The organism is Virgibacillus tibetensis, from assembly GCF_036026595.1.
Lineage (GTDB): Bacteria > Bacillota > Bacilli > Bacillales > Amphibacillaceae > Virgibacillus_P > Virgibacillus_P tibetensis.
Window position 1 is genome coordinate 1 of the sequence record NZ_JARZFX010000028.1, and the last position, 17,428, is coordinate 17,428.

Annotated in this window: 17 protein-coding genes and 1 pseudogene; 11 read left to right on the top strand and 7 right to left on the bottom strand. The window is 35.9% G+C overall.

Annotated elements, in window-relative coordinates:
• Positions 1 to 196 precede the first annotated feature (196 nt).
• Positions 197 to 667: a YkyB family protein gene (locus QGM71_RS21305; RefSeq protein ID WP_327609567.1), complete on the top strand. Its 471-nt coding sequence runs from the start codon at positions 197 to 199 to the stop codon at positions 665 to 667.
• A 67-nt stretch (positions 668 to 734) separates the two neighbouring features.
• On the top strand, positions 735 to 950 hold the full coding sequence (locus QGM71_RS21310; protein ID WP_327609568.1) for a hypothetical protein: 216 nt from the start codon (positions 735 to 737) through the stop codon (positions 948 to 950).
• A gap of 109 nt (positions 951 to 1,059) precedes the next feature.
• Here QGM71_RS21310 and QGM71_RS21315 read toward each other — a convergent pair whose 3' ends face one another.
• Entirely contained in the window at positions 1,060 to 1,407 is a 348-nt protein-coding gene (locus QGM71_RS21315) for a hypothetical protein (RefSeq protein ID WP_327609569.1), read from the bottom strand.
• Between the two features lie 132 nt (positions 1,408 to 1,539).
• Here QGM71_RS21315 and QGM71_RS21320 point away from each other — a divergent pair, with 132 nt between their 5' ends.
• Together QGM71_RS21320 and ric are read left to right on the top strand one after the other, a co-directional pair.
• Positions 1,540 to 2,442 carry a DMT family transporter gene (locus QGM71_RS21320; protein WP_327609570.1) on the top strand — a complete coding sequence of 301 codons (903 nt, stop codon included), beginning with the start codon at positions 1,540 to 1,542 and terminating at the stop codon, positions 2,440 to 2,442.
• 87 nt (positions 2,443 to 2,529) lie between these two features.
• A complete protein-coding gene (ric, locus tag QGM71_RS21325; RefSeq protein ID WP_327609571.1) occupies positions 2,530 to 3,222 on the top strand; it encodes an iron-sulfur cluster repair di-iron protein in 693 nt (230 codons plus the stop codon).
• Between the two features lie 52 nt (positions 3,223 to 3,274).
• Here ric and QGM71_RS21330 read toward each other — a convergent pair whose 3' ends face one another.
• Entirely contained in the window at positions 3,275 to 3,424 is a 150-nt protein-coding gene (locus QGM71_RS21330) for an FbpB family small basic protein (RefSeq protein ID WP_327609572.1), read from the bottom strand.
• A gap of 115 nt (positions 3,425 to 3,539) precedes the next feature.
• Here QGM71_RS21330 and QGM71_RS21335 point away from each other — a divergent pair, with 115 nt between their 5' ends.
• Positions 3,540 to 4,697 carry an aminotransferase A gene (locus tag QGM71_RS21335; protein ID WP_327609573.1) on the top strand — a complete coding sequence of 386 codons (1,158 nt, stop codon included), beginning with the start codon at positions 3,540 to 3,542 and terminating at the stop codon, positions 4,695 to 4,697.
• A gap of 18 nt (positions 4,698 to 4,715) precedes the next feature.
• Here QGM71_RS21335 and QGM71_RS21340 read toward each other — a convergent pair whose 3' ends face one another.
• Entirely contained in the window at positions 4,716 to 4,886 is a 171-nt protein-coding gene (locus QGM71_RS21340; RefSeq protein WP_327609574.1) for an aspartyl-phosphate phosphatase Spo0E family protein, read from the bottom strand.
• A gap of 211 nt (positions 4,887 to 5,097) precedes the next feature.
• Here QGM71_RS21340 and lepB point away from each other — a divergent pair, with 211 nt between their 5' ends.
• The 3 genes from lepB (at position 5,098) to QGM71_RS21355 (ending at position 8,369) form a co-directional block, all read left to right on the top strand.
• Positions 5,098 to 5,622 carry a signal peptidase I gene (gene lepB, locus QGM71_RS21345; RefSeq protein ID WP_407703073.1) on the top strand — a complete coding sequence of 175 codons (525 nt, stop codon included), beginning with the start codon at positions 5,098 to 5,100 and terminating at the stop codon, positions 5,620 to 5,622.
• A gap of 425 nt (positions 5,623 to 6,047) precedes the next feature.
• A complete protein-coding gene (locus QGM71_RS21350; protein WP_327609576.1) occupies positions 6,048 to 7,208 on the top strand; it encodes a zinc ribbon domain-containing protein in 1,161 nt (386 codons plus the stop codon).
• A 27-nt stretch (positions 7,209 to 7,235) separates the two neighbouring features.
• A complete protein-coding gene (locus tag QGM71_RS21355) occupies positions 7,236 to 8,369 on the top strand; it encodes a S1C family serine protease (RefSeq protein ID WP_327609577.1) in 1,134 nt (377 codons plus the stop codon).
• A 79-nt stretch (positions 8,370 to 8,448) separates the two neighbouring features.
• On the opposite strand, the pseudogene QGM71_RS21360 reads toward QGM71_RS21355, so the two are convergent.
• A pseudogene (locus QGM71_RS21360) lies at positions 8,449 to 9,133 on the bottom strand (RNA-guided endonuclease TnpB family protein).
• Positions 9,134 to 9,433: 300 nt separating this feature from the next.
• Here QGM71_RS21360 and QGM71_RS21365 point away from each other — a divergent pair.
• Positions 9,434 to 9,559 carry a YjcZ family sporulation protein gene (locus QGM71_RS21365; protein ID WP_327609578.1) on the top strand — a complete coding sequence of 42 codons (126 nt, stop codon included), beginning with the start codon at positions 9,434 to 9,436 and terminating at the stop codon, positions 9,557 to 9,559.
• Positions 9,560 to 9,596: 37 nt separating this feature from the next.
• On the opposite strand, the gene QGM71_RS21370 is transcribed toward QGM71_RS21365, so the two are convergent.
• On the bottom strand, positions 9,597 to 10,778 hold the full coding sequence (locus tag QGM71_RS21370) for a CdaR family transcriptional regulator (protein WP_327609579.1): 1,182 nt from the start codon (positions 10,776 to 10,778) through the stop codon (positions 9,597 to 9,599).
• Positions 10,779 to 10,971: 193 nt separating this feature from the next.
• Between QGM71_RS21370 and QGM71_RS21375 the strand changes: the two genes are divergently transcribed.
• Together QGM71_RS21375 and QGM71_RS21380 are read left to right on the top strand one after the other, a co-directional pair.
• Entirely contained in the window at positions 10,972 to 12,138 is a 1,167-nt protein-coding gene (locus QGM71_RS21375) for an NAD(P)/FAD-dependent oxidoreductase (RefSeq protein ID WP_327609580.1), read from the top strand.
• A 236-nt stretch (positions 12,139 to 12,374) separates the two neighbouring features.
• Positions 12,375 to 13,838, top strand: coding sequence for a sodium/proline symporter (locus QGM71_RS21380; RefSeq protein ID WP_327609581.1), 1,464 nt, complete (start codon positions 12,375 to 12,377; stop codon positions 13,836 to 13,838).
• 90 nt (positions 13,839 to 13,928) lie between these two features.
• On the opposite strand, the gene QGM71_RS21385 is transcribed toward QGM71_RS21380, so the two are convergent.
• On the bottom strand, positions 13,929 to 15,890 hold the full coding sequence (locus tag QGM71_RS21385; RefSeq protein ID WP_327609582.1) for a bifunctional diguanylate cyclase/phosphodiesterase: 1,962 nt from the start codon (positions 15,888 to 15,890) through the stop codon (positions 13,929 to 13,931).
• A gap of 26 nt (positions 15,891 to 15,916) precedes the next feature.
• A complete protein-coding gene (locus QGM71_RS21390) occupies positions 15,917 to 17,281 on the bottom strand; it encodes a TrkH family potassium uptake protein (protein ID WP_327609583.1) in 1,365 nt (454 codons plus the stop codon).
• Positions 17,282 to 17,428 lie beyond the last annotated feature (147 nt).

The following is a 17,428-nucleotide window of genomic DNA, read 5'->3' on the forward strand; positions in this document are numbered from 1 at the left end:
TTTATGGCTCGTTTCGTAACCGTGTAATCGCAATATGCCTCACTGAAATACTGCTATGCTTTAGTACAAAGTAATCTCTCGTATAGTCCCTAGCTTTTAGAAAACAAGTTTTTAATATAAGTTCATTTGCAGAAATTCTAGCTTTGCGATAGGATAAAGACAAGCTATTAATTTATACTGGAAAGGAGGAAGTAATATGAAGAGCGAAGTTCAATTAGCTGATATAGCAAAGGCCTTATATACAGTTAATCGTCATGCGAAAACGGCGCCAGAACCACAGCATTTATATTTTATAAAAAAAGAGGCAATTAATCGATTACTAAGCGAGAAGCGTGCTGAAAAAATAGGTCTTCATTTCTCTGAACATCCAAAATTCAGTAATCAACACTCCACACTACTTGTAAAAGTAGATGCTTATTATTTTCATATACCTCCAACAAAACAAGACTTCAAAGAACTTGAGCATTTAGGTTCACTGGATCAGAATTACCGGAACCCACAAGCTAAAATGGCTTTATCTCAAGCGAAAAATGTAATCTATCGATATATTGATTGGAAGCCAAAAAAGAAAAAAATTACACAAAAACAATACTCTTCTTCCTATTTCACCCCTTCTTCTTTAGGGAAAATGGAATGGCCACCTAAAAAAACGCATCGTAATTATTAACTCCTGCTCAAATTTATGTTTTAATCCCTTAGTTTAAAGGTACAACATAAATAAAGGAGGCAGCGAAATGGTTGAACTTAAAGACTTCATTTATGAGTTGCATCGTTACGCTAACCAAACGCATACATTGAAGGATAAATATGAAAAATTAACAGAGTCTGAAAAAGATATGGTGATGGAAGCAGCACCCGAAAACCTCCAATCGCCTGACGAGGTTTTTCACCCGGTCTTTCAATGGCTGGAAACTATGCATAATAGATTTAGTGTTAAAGACGGTGAGTAGCATAATATGTACAAGTACTCCAATAAAAAAACAAAAACGTATGAAATTCATACGTTTTTGTTTTTTTATTGAATCTCATCTCGCATACTATTTAATTTTGGCTCCACCTCTATATATTACCGAATATTCGCTTATAGCTATAATATAGTAATAAAATAATTCCGAATGAAGCTAATCCCTGTAATCCAAACTTAAACAATCCAAACATGGCCGGATGTACCTCTCCCATTATCAATACAACAATGAAAAAGAGCACAATGATAATCAGGCTGCTTAAGATATAACTTAGTAATCTTGCAGATTGCAGATGCACAACCCAATTAATAATAGGGTTTATCAATAAATAACTACTAACTATTCCAATCGTTATGATTGCAAAATATATATACTCTTCTTTTATACCTAATGCTGCGAGCTGAGGTATACTAATCCAATAACCTACAGAATAAGCATGCATAGAAACCACCTTTTCTTCTTAGCTAGTAAACAGTTTCTACTTATATAAACAATAATATACATTTATCCCTTTAAATTATTAAATATTTGATATAATCACTTTATACAAGTCTTAAAAAGGTGGATTGGTAATGTGAACAAAGCTTTTCTATACATAATAATCGGAGCAGCACTCTGGGGAACCATTGGCTGGTATGTGAAAAATTTATACGAGTTTGGATTTACAGCAATGGAAGTCGTAACATTGCGCGCCTGGTCTTCTGCGATTTTATTGGTAGCATACTTATTAATCGTGTCACCAAAAAAACTCAAACTAAAAGCGCGAAGTGATATAAAGTACTTTTTAGGTACAGGTATACTAAGCATCATCTTTTTTAATTACTGTCTTTTTACAGCTATTGAATTATCAACTATACCCGTAGCAACAGCTTTATTGTACACAGCGCCTGCATTTGTAACGATTATTTCTTTTTTTCTTTTTAAAGAACCCCTTACTAGAATAAAAGTCATTTCCTTATTTGTTACACTTTTGGGAACATGCTTAGTGGTTGGTATAGTCCCTTTAAATTTACAAGCACTCCAAATCAGCAGTATTCTGTTTGGGATTGGTTCTGGTATTGGTTATGCACTTTATAGTATCTTCAGCAAATTTGCATTAAAAAAATACACAAGTCTCAGTATTACCACCTATACTTTTATTGTTGCAGCCGTAGCCTTAGTGCCATTTTTCCCGTACCAGGAAAAATCGTATTTACTACTGGATCCAACAGTTCTGCTCTTTGCATTTGGACTGGGTTTTCTGCCTACTGCATTTGCTTATATTGTATATACTTATGGATTAAACCAGACAGAAGCTTCAAAGGCTTCTATCTTATCTACAATAGAACCAGTTGTAGCTACACTTATAGGGGTATTTATATTTCACGAAGCATTTTCATTTGTTCAAATTCTTGGAATGGGCTTCATCATAGGGGCTGTTATTTTAATGCAGGTGTACTCTAAACCAAAGATAAAACAACTATCCAGGACAGGCTAACTATTTCTTCTAAGTGATTTGCATCACGGAAAAATCAAATGAAAACATTTATCATTTAAACAGATCCACAATTAGGAGGTAATGATAATGAATTCATTTAGCGCTGAACATACACCAGCTGAAATTGTTAAGATTTTTCCAAAAGCAAGTGACTTATTTAAAAAAAGTCGAATCGACTTTTGCTGTGGTGGAGACCGTCCTCTTTTTGAAGTTTTTACGGAAAAAAAGCTGGACCCGGCAGTAGTGTTGTCTGAACTAAACACAGCCTATGAAAACTGGGCTATGGAAGACCACGAATTAACTGATTGGGATACAGTTCCTCTATCAGAATTGGTTGACCATGTTGTGCATACCCATCATACGTATTTAAATGAAGAACTTCCTGCCCTTGGGCAATTTGTAACCAAGATTTTTCGTGTACATGGAACAAACCACACTCATCTAAAAGAATTGCATCGCCTGTATAACGCCTTTAAGGTGGATATGGAAGAACATATGATTAAAGAAGAAGGCGTCGTGTTTCCTTTGATTAAAGAGTATGAACAAAATCCTAGTGAAGCACTCAAACAGCACATTCATGAAGTAAATGCTGAGCTGGAAGACGAGCATGAAGCAACTGGAGATCTATTGAAAAGCATGAGAGAAATTACAAGTGATTTTGAACCACCAGCAGATGCTTGTAATTCATATCGTATTACTTATGCCCGATTATCTGAAATGGAGTCCAACACTTTTCAACACGTCCATTTGGAAAATAACATTCTTTTTAAAAGAATTTAAAATCAAAACAGGAGTACTGAAATGTCAGTACTCCTGTTTTTTGTTTTCGAAACTAGTTAGCATTTTTACGCTCTTGTAATGCTTGCTTCTCTTGTTTCTTCTCAATACGTAATTCTATTTGTGACATAATTTTTTCATCTTCTAACAACTCTTGCTTATTCTGACTTACAAGTTGTTCAAAATTTAACGTTTTTGGTCTCATATGATACACTCCTTTTAAGCTACATTGTTATTATACCCTATTTTACGGCTGATTAATCTAAATTGTTTGAACACTTTATAACATTTTCTAAAATTTAAAAATGGAGGTTACCCTTTTGCGTCATTTAATTAATAAAACAGTACAAGATATTGAGATTTCCGGAATTCGAAGATTTTTTAACCTCGTAGCAGATGAACAGGATGTTGTATCATTAACAATTGGACAACCTGACTTCTACACACCAGAGCATATAAAAGACGCTGCTGCTGGGGCATTAAGAGAAAATAAAACAAATTACACCCATAATGCCGGATTAATCGAACTAAGAAGAGCAATATCCCGTTATAATGAAGTTAATTACGAAATTAGCTATGATCCCGAAACGGAAATCATTGTTACTACAGGAGCATCACAGGCAATCGACATTACTTTTCGCACTATTTTAAATCCAGGCGATGAAGTGATTTTACCTGGACCAATTTATCCAGGATATGAACCATTAATAAAGCTGGCAGGTGCCAAACCTGTTTATGTGGATACAACGAAAGATGCGTTTAAATTAACGAAGGAGACACTATTGCAGCACATTAGTGATGATACAAAATGCATTGTACTGCCCTATCCTTCAAACCCTACAGGAGCCTCTTTTTCCTATAAAGAACTGAAAGAACTGGTTTCAATACTCAGGGAAAAAGATATCTTCATAGTAGCTGATGAAATTTACAGTGAATTAGTATATGACATACAACATACCTCTATCGCAAGCTTTGACGGTATGAAAGATAAAGTAATCGTCATTAACGGAGTCTCTAAGTCACATTCTATGACGGGCTTTCGAATCGGCTATGTCCTTGCACCCAAATGGCTTTCTGAACACCTAATAAAAGTACATCAGTATAATGTATCCTGCGCATCTTCAATAAGCCAGTATGCCGCTCTCGAAGCATTGCTTAACGGGAAGGAAGATGCTATCAGAATGCGTGATTCATATAATATAAGACGCGATTACGTTTATGAAAGATTAGTTAAGATGGGATTGCATGTTAATAAACCAGAGGGTGCTTTTTATTTTTTCCCGAAATTTCCAGTCGAAGAAATGAGCTCTTTCCAATTAGGTTTGGACTTAGTCCGAAAGGGAAAAGTAGCTTTGGTGCCAGGAGACAGTTTTTCACCTATAGGGGAGGGCTACATGAGACTCTCGTATGCATATGATATGGATACAATTTCAGAAGGCTTAAACCGTTTAGATGCATTTTTACAGAAGAAAAATTAAAGTTGATTTGTCAACTTTCTATTGATTTGCTTCATTTCTTTTTATACTCTCATAAAGATTTAATAGTCGATCCAACTCTTGACTTATCGCTACCGATTCCAAATTAGTGAAACCTTTTTCCAGTGCAACTACCGTCATTTTGTTTCTTAGAAATTCTATACGTTTTAGAAGATTTTCTGGGGCGCTCATTATAGTAGTCTAGCTCCCTCCTTCTGATGATTTACTTTACTTTAGCACAGTTAAGTGCATAGTGACAAGCCTTTCCTCACTATTTCGCTTTACAAGATGACTTTCAGCACTCTATTCCTGCTCCTTGATAGAACAGGATATATTACTCGTATAGCAATGATCACTATGCTACTATATTAATGAAATAGCTACATCGGAAAGGATGTATTCGGTGACAGAAACAAAGAAAAAAAATGAATGGTTCGAGTGGGCTAAAGCTATTATTATTGCTGTGCTGATTGCTTTCTTTATAAGATCTTTTATATTCGCTACATCCATTGTAGAGGGTGAAAGTATGAATCCTACATTAGAAAGTGGCGAGAGAGTTATCTTTAATAAAGCTATTTATTTAATTAATGAACCTAGCCGCGGAGATATTGTCATTATACAAAGGCCTTTTAAAAACTATGTAAAAAGAGTAATCGCGCTACCGGGAGAAACAATTGAAATAAACGGAAGCAATCTGTTTATCAATGGAGATAAATACGAACAGAGTTTCTTGGGTGAAGACGCTCAAAGAAGAACTGGTAATTTTGGCCCGATACATATACCGGAAAACAGTTATTTTGTAATGGGAGACAACCGTGCAATTAGTAAGGACAGCAGAAACGGGTTAGGGTTTATAGATGAAGATGATATCATTGGAAGATCGGAGTTTATTATTTTTCCATTTAATGAATGGTCCAGAACGAGATAGCTGCCTGACTAATGAATCCCGGCAAGCTTTAGAAAAGAACACTTCACCGACAAGTTATAATACACCTATTTTAGTTCGTTTTCCCTGTAGCATACGGTACAAGTAAGGGCCGGATTATTTCTCCGGCCCTATCATTCTCTATTATTCCCTGTCAAAAATGCAATATCCTATATTAAGTGCTATTATCCCAAAACAAACAATTCCAAAAGCTAGCTCCCACATGAGCTTGCACCTCCCTCACATCGTCTATGTATAATCCAGAATACATGAATCCAGTTTATATATAAAACACACCTCTCATATATAATACCAATATACTCCCCCTAAATAAAGTAAAAATATGATAAAATGAAATAAAGTATACATCTTAAGCTTTTATTTATAAATGCTTATATCTAACCTCATTGAGTAAAGCAGGTGAAAGAATGCTCCATTGTCCTTATTGTGGAACAAATGTCAAAGAAGATGAACAATTTTGCATCAAATGTGGGAAACAATTACCTTCAGATATATACCATCGCATGAATCGTAAAAAGAAATTTAATAAATTTTGGTTTCTTCCTTTAGGAATTTTGCTGTTATTATTAATTTCTTCATCTGTTTTTTATCTAGTTTTATTAAATTATTCAACACAAGCAAAAGAATTATTTGAACAAGGTGGAGAAAGCGTACTTAACGAAGATTACGAAGAAGCAAGGGTTTTGTTTGAAGAATCATTAAATTATAAGAAAAACTTTCCTCAGGCTGCTGTATCCCTTGATTTCATGAATAAAGCCTTAACTGTTGAAGCGGCAATGGCACAATCTACTGATCTATTGGAGAAACAGGACTATCAGCAGGCCCTGTCATTAATAACGGAAGCCGAAAACGATTTAAGAAATTTTAACGGTCCAGCCGTAAATCAACTAATTGAACAAATAGTAACAAAAAGAAATACGATTAAGATTGCTCAACTGGAGAACGTTCTGGAGCAAGAACCGAATATTGATAACCTAAAAATACTCCTCTGGGAAGCAGATGCTATAAATGATCCGGATGCAAATTCAATTACATTGGACATTAAGAATCAAATTATAGATTTTACCTTTTCCAGAGCAAGTGAACAACTTAATAAAAAACAATTTAATGATGCATATATACTTGTAGAAGATGGTCTGAAATATGCCCCGGATTCTGAAAAACTACTAAGCTTGCAAACTACGATAGAAAATGAACAAGATGCTTTTGAAACAGCTCAGCAACAAAGATTGGAACAAGCAATGAACACTGCAGCTGAAGAACAGCAAGTAAATGAGAATGATGCGATTGATCTGCTTTCGGCAGCAATTAATAGTGATGATCAAGGAAGATTAGTTGTAAAGGGAGAAGTAAAAAGCGTTGCTACGATCCCTATCAACTCCATATTAGTTGAGTATGCTCTGTTAAATAGAGAAGGAATAGAACTTTTATCCAATGAAATTTATGTGTACCCTGACAGGCTCTATCCTGGAGAGAAAGGTAATTTTGAATTCACTCATTTTGACATGAATGAACAAGGAAAAAACCTGGAGATAGTGGTTAATAAAATTACATGGTATACAGATTAATAAATACAAACAGTGAGGTGAAGATCAATGCGTGAAAGAAGGTCCCTTCCAATCATTGTTTCCATTGCGGTTATTATTATTGGAATTAGTAGTATGATTGTTATTTATGATTACTGGAATTCACAGGAACTATCCGTAAGTAACCCTGTGGTTAATAAAGTCACCATGTCTTCTCAGTCACTTGATCTAAAGTCAATAATTCATGAAGCAGAGAAAAACGTAATTCAAATTGAAGGGCATAATGAATACAACACCTCTACTGGCTCCGGATTCCTATATAACGAAAAAGGGGATATCATTACGAATGCACATGTAATTAAAGATGCAGAAGCAGTCTATGTCAGAACTGCCAATGCCCAAATCTACCCAGCTGCTGTAGTAGGAATTGGCGAGGAATTAGATATTGCAGTAATACGTGTGCCACAGCTTTCAGGCCAGGGCTACTTATCTGTTGAGAAAGAAGAAACAGCAGAAATTGGTGATGAGGTAATTGCTCTAGGTAGCCCACACGGATTTCAAAATACCGTTACACTTGGGATAATTTCTGGATCTGAGCGCAATTTTCATATTGATGGTTTTGATTATTCAAATGTATACCAGATATCCGCTCAAATTACGCATGGTAATAGTGGTGGGCCATTAATTAATAGAGAAACCGGAAAGGTTATCGGAATCAACTCCGTAGGCACAGAAGATGGAACTATTGGCTTTAGTATTCCAGTCAATGAGGTAATAAGCCAGGTGGAACAATGGTCCAACGAGGCACAGAATGAACAATTGGAATTTGCCAGTACTGCAGATATTATTAACTCCTATGATCCTGAACAATCCCTACAGGATGCTGAATATATAATAGACTATTTTCTGGAGAGCATTGAGATCAGAGATTATGTAAATGCATATACCCTATTGGGGAGTGCAAAACAATCCGAATTATCCTATTCTCAATTTAGAGAAGATTATATAAATATAGTTGACTTAAGTTATTCAGATATTTCGAGTGAAGTTACCGACCAGAACCAGGTTAACAGTACTGTTGATTTAACAATCGAAACTAAATTGCCAAATAAAGAAGAGACAAACGAAGAAACACATACATTCGACTTTATTATTGGTTATGAAAATGATCAATTAAAAATAATCACAGTTACTAATAATTGAACCTCTCGCCACTTAACGACCTTGCGGTAGTTTGAAGTGGGAGATTCCTAAGAACACCAACGTAACCGCCAGTTATTTATTAGGCTATCCCCGCAGTTCCTGTGGTTAGAAGTCTTATCGCTTCATTTTTAAGATTCATACTTGCATTAAGATCACGATCGTGATGCGAGTTGCAATGACTGCAAGTCCATTTACGTAGCGCAAGATTCTTAACGTCTTTATTACGGTTGCTACAACCTGAACATAGTTGGCTTGATGCGAAATTCTTCGCAACCGCTACAACTTGTTTACCATATCAGTTTGCTTTGTATTCAAGCATGGTACGAAATTGTGACCACGATACTTCACTAATGGCTTTTGCTAACTTGTAGTTCTTTAGCATGTTCGACACTTGCAAATCTTCAATACCAATAATGTCGTGGTTTTTGACAATATTGGTTGTGTAAGACTGTACTCTATTCCTTTTAGACTTAAATCGTGGTGCTTTATTCTGTTTCTTGAAAAATCGTGAATATGAATCAGCAAGGTTTTTCAATGAGGATTGAATGGCAATGCTGTCAACTTCTTTTAACCATCCTAATTCTTTCTTTAGTTGTGTTAGTTGAGAAGAACATGCGTTATACGTTAAACTTTACCTGTTTCTTTGTATGCACGATCCCACAATAATTGAACACAAAACGGCTACTTCCGATTGTTTTAGCAATTAGAATTTCCTGTTCTTTGCTGGGATAGATACGAAACTTATACGCTTTGTTGACTAGCATCAAATTCACCTCGCTTTCACAAGAACATTTGTTCTCGTTATGCCATAGCGAGGATCTTTTTGGCTAACGCCAACCGAAATTCATCTCCCCCTTACCGCTGGGCTCTGCCCTTCACACGCTTGAAGAAGGAGTCTTCTTTCGGAAAGACGATAAATTATTCACTAAGTAATAACTGCTGCTTCTAAACGAAGCTGCAGTTATTTTTCTTTGGGTATTTAGTTTTCCCTGGGTAAAACGTCTAAACGCTTTTGAATTAATTGACATATAGTATAACTGTAAGAAGTGCGGGAGGTGAAGTGAATGGATTACGGTTATGGATACGGTCATGGTTATGGCTGCCACACGGCTGGAATTAGAAGCAACTTCGCGCTTATCGTGGTGCTTTTTATTCTTCTAATCATTGTAGGCGCCGCTTTTTATTGCTAACTATACGCTTGTGCTATCCCATCTATAGCACAAGCTACTATTTTTTTACATCCACATAATTTTTTAAAATTAAATACAACATGGTACAATGTTCAAAGTTTCCCAGATCCAATGACGTAATAGTCTCTATCTTTTTCAGTCGATAGATCATCGTGTTTCGGTGAATGTAGAGCTCCTTTGCTGTCTTGCTGCTGTTCATATTGTTTTTGCAGTACATCATAAAGTCATTTGCCAATTCGGAAAATCCAAATGAACCGATGAATGGTTTTAGACGAAACAGTAATTTATCCTTTAAATTCTCATCCATTTTAGCGGAGAGTAACGGCGACAATACATCCCAATCACAATAATTATAAATAGGCGGCGATAAGTTGTGTTCCTTACCAAATTCTATTACCTGTTCAGCTTCATGGTAGGATTGATTGATGTGCTTTAGAGTGGAATATGGATTGCCTGCTCCTATAGCCACCCCATATACATGATATTGTTCAACTAATTTCATAAGTTGGCTGCTCTGATCAGAAAACTTCTTCATTAATTCCAGAAATTTATTATCTGACTCGACTGGCATTAAGAGCACTATTTTCTCCGTATTCAAAAAAGTGCAGATCGATTCATCAGTACTTTCAAACACTCTTGATGTACACTCCAACAATAGCTTTTTCAAATGATCGGCAGGTAATAACTTTTGTATAACGTTTCTGTTATTCAACAGGGAATCTCCTATGTCAATAACTACACAAAATCTCTTTAAGAAATAGTTAATGCCAAGCATTTCACAATACTTAATGATTTTCTCTTTATTTAATGACTCATTGAGCAATATGTATTGCAAAAATGTTTCATTGGAGCTTCTTTCTAAGTCCTCCATTTTTTGATGGAAAGTTTCCTGCCACATCAATTCTACATATCTTTTCACTAGATTGGCATATGGTTTTACCTTTTCCGGGTCTCCTATAATTCCTAAAACTCCAACTGTCTCATAATCATATATTAACGGCACAGCAACCCCTGGCAGCACGTTATCCATTTGCGATACTTTATTTTTATCAAAAGAAAGAAATCGATTTTCTCTTATAACTAATATAGAAGGTGAATGTAACGTTCCAATCCGGCTAGGATTACTGTCTCCAATAATATAACCTGTTTCATCACTCAGGCTAATAGGAAAAGGAGAAATATCTGAAACCGCTTTCACTACTCTTTGTGCAGATTGCACTAATGATTCGATTGCTACCCTCTCCCTCCTATTAAGTATATAATTATCGTTTATTTTATCACAGTAATGTGTTTTTTTAAAACTAATGCAATTATCACTCTAATTTTTAGTCATGTTGACTATAGATTTCATAGTTAACTTAAGGTTAAATGAATGTTATGAATAGTCAAAATAACTCACAAGAGGTGATCACATGAGTAAAAAAACCGATATCATTATTATTGGAGGAGGAGTTATTGGTTCAAGCATTGCATTTAATTTATTAAATGACGGCTACAATGGAAGCATTTCGATTTTCGAGAAGGATAATATATATGAATTTTCATCCACACCAAGAAGTGCAGGTGGTATTAGGCAACTATTTACAACAGCAATTAATATACAAATCAGCAGATACAGTCTAAAAAAGTATATGACCTTCTCTCACGACATGGCTATTGGAAATGAAGCGGCCAAAATAGATTTCAAACAACACGGCTACCTCTTCTTATCCAAAAGTGAAAATATGGAGCAATTGGATAAGCAAAATCGTCTACAAAAATCCTTTGGTGTACCTTCCGAATTATTAAGTAGAGAAGATTTATTATCTATCATCCCTGAACTGAACATTGAAGATCTAAGTGGTGGTCTGTTTTGTCAGGAAGATGGGTACCTCGATCCATACTCAGTGATGCAAGGGTACATTCGCAAAGCAAAACAGCTGGGTGCAAGTTACATTAATGAAGAAGTAGAATCCATTATAACGGAGGGACAAAACATCTCAGGAGTTCAATTAGCTAATGGAGATACATATAAAGCTCCTATTGTTATTAACTGTGCAGGACCATGGGCACCAGAACTGAGCAGTAAGATTGGGATGCCAATTCCTGTGGTACCATTAAAGAGACAAATTATACAATTTGATATTGCAGAAGAGTTAACATGCGACCTTCCATTAACTGTTGATCCAACAGGAGTCTATTTCCGCCACGAAGGAAAAACATTAATTTCAGGATTCTCCGAAGAAGTAAAACCTGGCATAGACTTTAGATGGAAACGCTCTTTTTTCCTCGATCAGTTATGGCCAGTGCTCAGTCATCGAATACCAAATTTTGAACGTGCAAAAATTCTTACAGGCTGGGCTGGTATGTACAGTTACAACACAGTAGATCAAAATGCCATAATTGGAGAGCATCCACGGCTAAATGGATATTATCTAGCATGTGGCTTCAGTGGACACGGTATGCAACAAGCACCAGCAGTAGGTAAAGGGCTTTCTGAATTAGTATTAAAAGGAAGATATGAGACAATCGATCTGGCCCCGTTGCGCTTTGAAAGGTTTGATGAAAAAGAACTGATTATTGAAGGAGCTATTGTATAGGAGGTTACTTGCTGTAAGAACCTCCTCCCTTTGATCATCACGTATTCCACATGCATATTTCTTTTACATATTAGAAGTACTTTACTTCTAATTGCCTACAGATATGGCTTTAATTAAGACACATTTTTATCTTTCAAAAGGAGTTGATTTATTCCTGTAGTTTTGTAAGCGTTTACAGGGGAGTTTCATCGCTATTATTGCTTCTACTGAAGAACTAAAATAAACATGGAGGTTAAATGATGAACATAATTATGGTTCAGTTTATTATTTATTGTACTATCATTATTGGGATCAGTTATTATTTCAGTAAAATTAGTAAAACCCAATCTGACTTTTTACTAGGAGGGAAAAAAATTCCCGGCTGGGTCCTGGCTTTCTCTGAAAGAGCAACTGGTGAATCAGCTTGGCTGCTCCTTGGTTATACGGGTTTTGTATTTATGACAGGTTTATCAGGAATATGGGTTGCGGCAGGAATAGCTCTGGGTATTATTTTTTCCTGGCTTTTTTTAGCAAAAATATTCATGAGAGAAACTGAAAAATATGATGTCCTGACCCTTCCGGATTACTTAGCTGCACGCTTTGGGCAAAAAGCGAATGTAATACGCTGGTTAGCAAGCCTATTGATTGTAGGTTTTATGATGTTCTATGTTGGTGCACAGATGGCCGGTGCAGGGAAAATGTTATTCACAACATTTGGACTTTCTCCAGCTGGTGGTATCGTCCTAGCAACGATTATTATAATTATCATTGCATTTGCAGGGGGCTTTATTTCTGTAGTTTGGACAGATATGATTCAAAGTGTAATGATGGTCATCACTTTGGTTGCTCTTCCAATTGCTGCATTAATTTATATAAATACAAACGATTTATCAATAAGTCAATCACTTGTTGGTGCAGGGTCCTCCTTTGACTCTTGGTTTGGTGGCTTAACAGGCTTTGCATTAGGGGTATTGTTTTTTAATAACTTCGCTTGGTTTTTTGGTTTCTTGGGTGGTCAACCACAGCTTAGCGCTCGATTCATGGCATTAAAAAATGATAAAGAAGCCAATCATGGAAGTATTGTAGCCGTTATATGGACATTTTTAGCTTATGGTGGAGCATTTTTAATCGGATTAGCCGCGATTGCTATGTATGATCAGGGTTCATTTGGTGATGTTGAAATTATTCTGCCAACCATGATCCTCCAGCTGATGCCACCCTGGATTGCTGGTCTCCTGCTAGCTGGTGTGTTAGCTGCGATTATAACAACAGCAAACTCTCAACTCCTGGTTGTTACGGGGTCAGTGAGTGAAGATATTATTCATAAAGCATTAGGCGTCCAACTGACGGACAAGCAACTCGTATGGTTATCCCGTTTTTCTGTTGTTATTTTCGGCTTAATTGGAATGGTTATAGCACTTGTATCAGATTCACTCTTGTATCTTGTTGTAAGCTGGGCCTGGGCAGGTGTTGGTTGCACACTCTCCCCTGCTATTCTACTGACATTTTTCTGGAAACGGTACTCCAGCGCAGGTGTTGTAGCGACTATATCTGCCGGTTTGATTTCTACATTACTATGGATTTCAACGCCACTGGAAGAGCTGCTTACATCTCGATTTACGACCTTTTTTATAGCTGCTTTATTTGGAGTTGTTTTCAGCCTGCTCCTTCCGGACAAACAGGAGAGTACGGGCACAATCACCAAGGAAGAAGCATTGTAAATAAAACAGTATTATCTGCTTAAAGCATTTACAGAAAGGAAATGCCACCTCTCTTAACGGAAGTGGCATTTCCTTTTATTTGTCTAGATTTTAATTACTCGTAGCGAATAGCTTAGAAAATTGTTCAGGAGGAAGTGGCTTACTTAGAAAGAATCCTTGCATCTCATCACATTTTTCTTCTTCCAAGAAGGTAAGCTGCTCGATTGTTTCTACCCCTTCAGCAATCACTTTCATATTCAAGGAGTGTGACATATGAATTATAGACTTTACGATTGCTCTATTTTGTTTCTGTGTCCCATCCATAAACATTTTATCAATCTTTAGTTTTGTTACTGGGAAAAGACTTAAGTATTTTAAAGACGAATATCCCGTACCAAAATCATCTATTGAAACCCATACACCGAGTTGTCGCAAACGCTGCATGGTAGCTAAGATATAATCTTCGTTCGTCATGGCCATACTTTCAGTTAGTTCCAACTCCAGGTATTCCGGAGCCAAACCTGTTTCCTCCAAAATGCTTGTTATTTTTTCAACAAGTGACTTTTGATGGAATTGTTTAGCTGAAAGGTTTACACTCACAACAGCAGGCGTATAGCCGTTGTCCTGCCATGTTTTGTTCTGAATACATGCTTCTTTAATTACCCAATCTCCTATTTCAATAATTAACCCGGTTTTCTCAGCAAGCGATATAAAGTCTAATGGTGGTATGTAACCCTTTTCGGGGTGATTCCAGCGCAGTAATGCTTCCATTCCAATTATTTTTCCAGTCTTTAAATTCTTTTGAGGCTGGTAATGGACTTCAAATTGGTCTTTACTCAGTGCTTTTCGTAATTCGCTTTCCATGGTGAGCATCGATTTAAAATTTTCCGAGATAGATGATTCAAATAGCTTATAATTATTTCGATGTTTTTCTTTAATTACATACATTGCAGAATTAGCTTGTTTAATAAGATCGCGGGTCTTAAGACCATTATCTGGAAAAACACTTATACCAATGCTAATCGATGTATAAATTTCATAATCATCAATTTGAACTGGTTTCTCAAACGCTGTAATTAAACTTTCTGCTAGTTCAACTGCATTGGCTTTAGCAGGAATTCCATACTTTAAAATTAAAAATTCATCGCCGCTCATTCTAGCAATAAACGTGTCTGTTTGAAGAAACGTCTTTAACTTGGTCCCACACTCTTTCAACAGCTTATCACCAAAAGCATAACCCAGCGTCTCATTAATCTCTTTTAAATAATCTAAATCCAAGTAATACACAGCTAGTAATTCCTCATTCTTCCTGGCATTAACAATAGCATCATCCAGCATTTTTATAAAAAAGTTACGATTTGGCAAATCTGTTAGGTCATCGAAATAAGCCATATATTCTATCATCTTCGCATTTTCAACCTGTTTCGTGATATCTCTTACTATACTTACCCGAATTATATTCCCTTTATTATTGTAAGGGTGCTCTATTACTTCAAGATAAACTGGCAGCCCATCTTTTCTTCTCCCTGTTAGCTGATAAGGTTTACCCGGATATTGTTGGATTTCATTTATTAATTTATGAGCACTGTCACGGTCAAGCAGTTCGGTATACTTCATTGTATTTATCTCTTGAAGGGAGAAACCAAAAATATGGGCAAATGTTTCATCACAATCAATAATCTTTTCTCCGTCATACATAACCATTCCTTCCACACTAGGGTCAATCAGGCAATTTATGTATGTTTTTACTTCCTCGGACTTCCCTTTTATCGTGATATCATTCATAAGTAAACAATATAGTGTGCGATTAACCTGAATGCATCTAACTTCAATTAGCGTATTAGGTTTATTTGCCGGTTCAACCAACAAATGTGAATTGCCCGTTTCCTTTAATGATTTAAAGTCCAAATAATCATAAATCGAAATACTACTTGTTTCAGTTATGCCGAGTAACGAAAAGGCCGGGCTGTTCCCTTCAATAATACTTCCTTTTTCATGCACATAAAGGATAGCTTCCTTTAGATTAGATAGTACTTTAGGATGGAATGGTAATTCAACTTTCCCCTTAGACATAAACTTCCTCTCCCAACTAAAAACAGTTATCCTATGATTAATTTTTCTTTTGGATAATGATAATTACCACTTTTCTTGTTGTTTTTGAACATAAATATAAATGTAATTATTCCAACTCTGCCAATAAACATTAATAACATAAGAACAATTTTGCTGAATGTGGTAATTTCACTGGTTATACCAAGTGAAAGACCTACTGTTCCAAAGGCAGATGTGACTTCAAAAAGTATCTTTGTTAAAGAGAACGGTTCTACAATCGAAATAGTTAAGATTGCACAAAATACAATTATAAATGCCATTAAGGTTACTGTAACAGCTTTTAATAAGTCTTCATTATATACTTCGCGCTTAAAAATACGAAGACTCTTCCCACCTCTAGCGTAAGTAAATATAAATATAAGCACTAAAGCAAATGTAGTAGTTCGAATGCCACCACCGGCACTGCTTGGAGAAGCTCCTATAAACATTAATAAAGACATAAACAAATGATTTTGATCAGAGAGCTCACTCACATCCATTGTAGATAAACCGCCACTTCTAGTTGTGACAGATTGGAATAATGAATAGAAAAAAGCTTCGTGCCAGGACTTGTCTGCAAAAAAACCATTTATATCTAATAAGTAAATAAATAAGGCGCCTACAACGACTAAAATCATAAACGTAAACGTCGTCACTTTCGTAAACAAACTAAAGCGCATATGCCGGCGATTGTCTGTATTCGCAAAAATAAATTCTTTTACTTCTATTAACACCGGAAATCCAATCGCTCCAAAAATAATTAAGAGCATATTAACAAATTGCACAAAATAATCATCTTTAAACGGAATCAGTGATTGACCTGTAATATCAAATCCTCCGTTAGTGATCGCACTAATTGTACCAAAGAAACCATTTAAGTACGCTTCTCCTGCTGTAGGAAAATATTGCAGGAAGTAAGTGCCGAGAATGATAAAACCAATCAATTCAATGGTTAAGAGTACATAAACAATTTGTATAATTAAACGAACCATTCCTTCAAATGAAGTCTGGTTTTGATCTGTCATTATTAAACGGCGTTCTTTAAGTCCAATTTTCTTACCTAATACTAACCAAATAAATGTTCCAATTGCCATTACCCCTACTGCACCTAACTGCAGAATACAGGCAAGAAGAATAATACCGGAAGTACTTAAAGTGTCTGCTATCGTTATAGAGCTTAGCCCAGTTACACTCAATGCACTTACAGATGTAAAGACAACATCTATGAACGGAATGTCAACCCCATCCTGGTAAACAAAGGGCATTGACATCACAATAGTAGAAACAAGAACTGCTAGAAAGTAGAAGATCAATAGAACCTGAACTGGGGATAATTTATTGATCCATATTAAAAGAGGGCTTCGATCCTGCATAATTATTACTCCTTATATATCCTGTATATTATATCGGTTATTTCCCTGCAAAACTTAATACCATTATAGCAGTCACCTAAAATATTTGCTTGTATTTTTAGACATTTAATACCATTTTTGAACTGTTTAATGATCGATTTGACAAAT

Coding starts and splice junctions, on each gene's coding strand:
- QGM71_RS21305 (WP_327609567.1), top strand. CDS start 197: ATGAAGAGCGAAGTTCAATTAGCTGATATAGCAAAGGCCTTATATACA.
- QGM71_RS21310 (WP_327609568.1), top strand. CDS start 735: ATGGTTGAACTTAAAGACTTCATTTATGAGTTGCATCGTTACGCTAAC.
- QGM71_RS21315 (WP_327609569.1), bottom strand. CDS start 1,407: ATGCATGCTTATTCTGTAGGTTATTGGATTAGTATACCTCAGCTCGCA.
- ric (WP_327609571.1), top strand. CDS start 2,530: ATGAATTCATTTAGCGCTGAACATACACCAGCTGAAATTGTTAAGATT.
- QGM71_RS21330 (WP_327609572.1), bottom strand. CDS start 3,424: ATGAGACCAAAAACGTTAAATTTTGAACAACTTGTAAGTCAGAATAAG.
- QGM71_RS21340 (WP_327609574.1), bottom strand. CDS start 4,886: ATGAGCGCCCCAGAAAATCTTCTAAAACGTATAGAATTTCTAAGAAAC.
- QGM71_RS21350 (WP_327609576.1), top strand. CDS start 6,048: ATGCTCCATTGTCCTTATTGTGGAACAAATGTCAAAGAAGATGAACAA.
- QGM71_RS21355 (WP_327609577.1), top strand. CDS start 7,236: ATGCGTGAAAGAAGGTCCCTTCCAATCATTGTTTCCATTGCGGTTATT.
- QGM71_RS21365 (WP_327609578.1), top strand. CDS start 9,434: ATGGATTACGGTTATGGATACGGTCATGGTTATGGCTGCCACACGGCT.
- QGM71_RS21375 (WP_327609580.1), top strand. CDS start 10,972: ATGAGTAAAAAAACCGATATCATTATTATTGGAGGAGGAGTTATTGGT.
- QGM71_RS21380 (WP_327609581.1), top strand. CDS start 12,375: ATGATGAACATAATTATGGTTCAGTTTATTATTTATTGTACTATCATT.
- QGM71_RS21385 (WP_327609582.1), bottom strand. CDS start 15,890: ATGTCTAAGGGGAAAGTTGAATTACCATTCCATCCTAAAGTACTATCT.
- QGM71_RS21390 (WP_327609583.1), bottom strand. CDS start 17,281: ATGCAGGATCGAAGCCCTCTTTTAATATGGATCAATAAATTATCCCCA.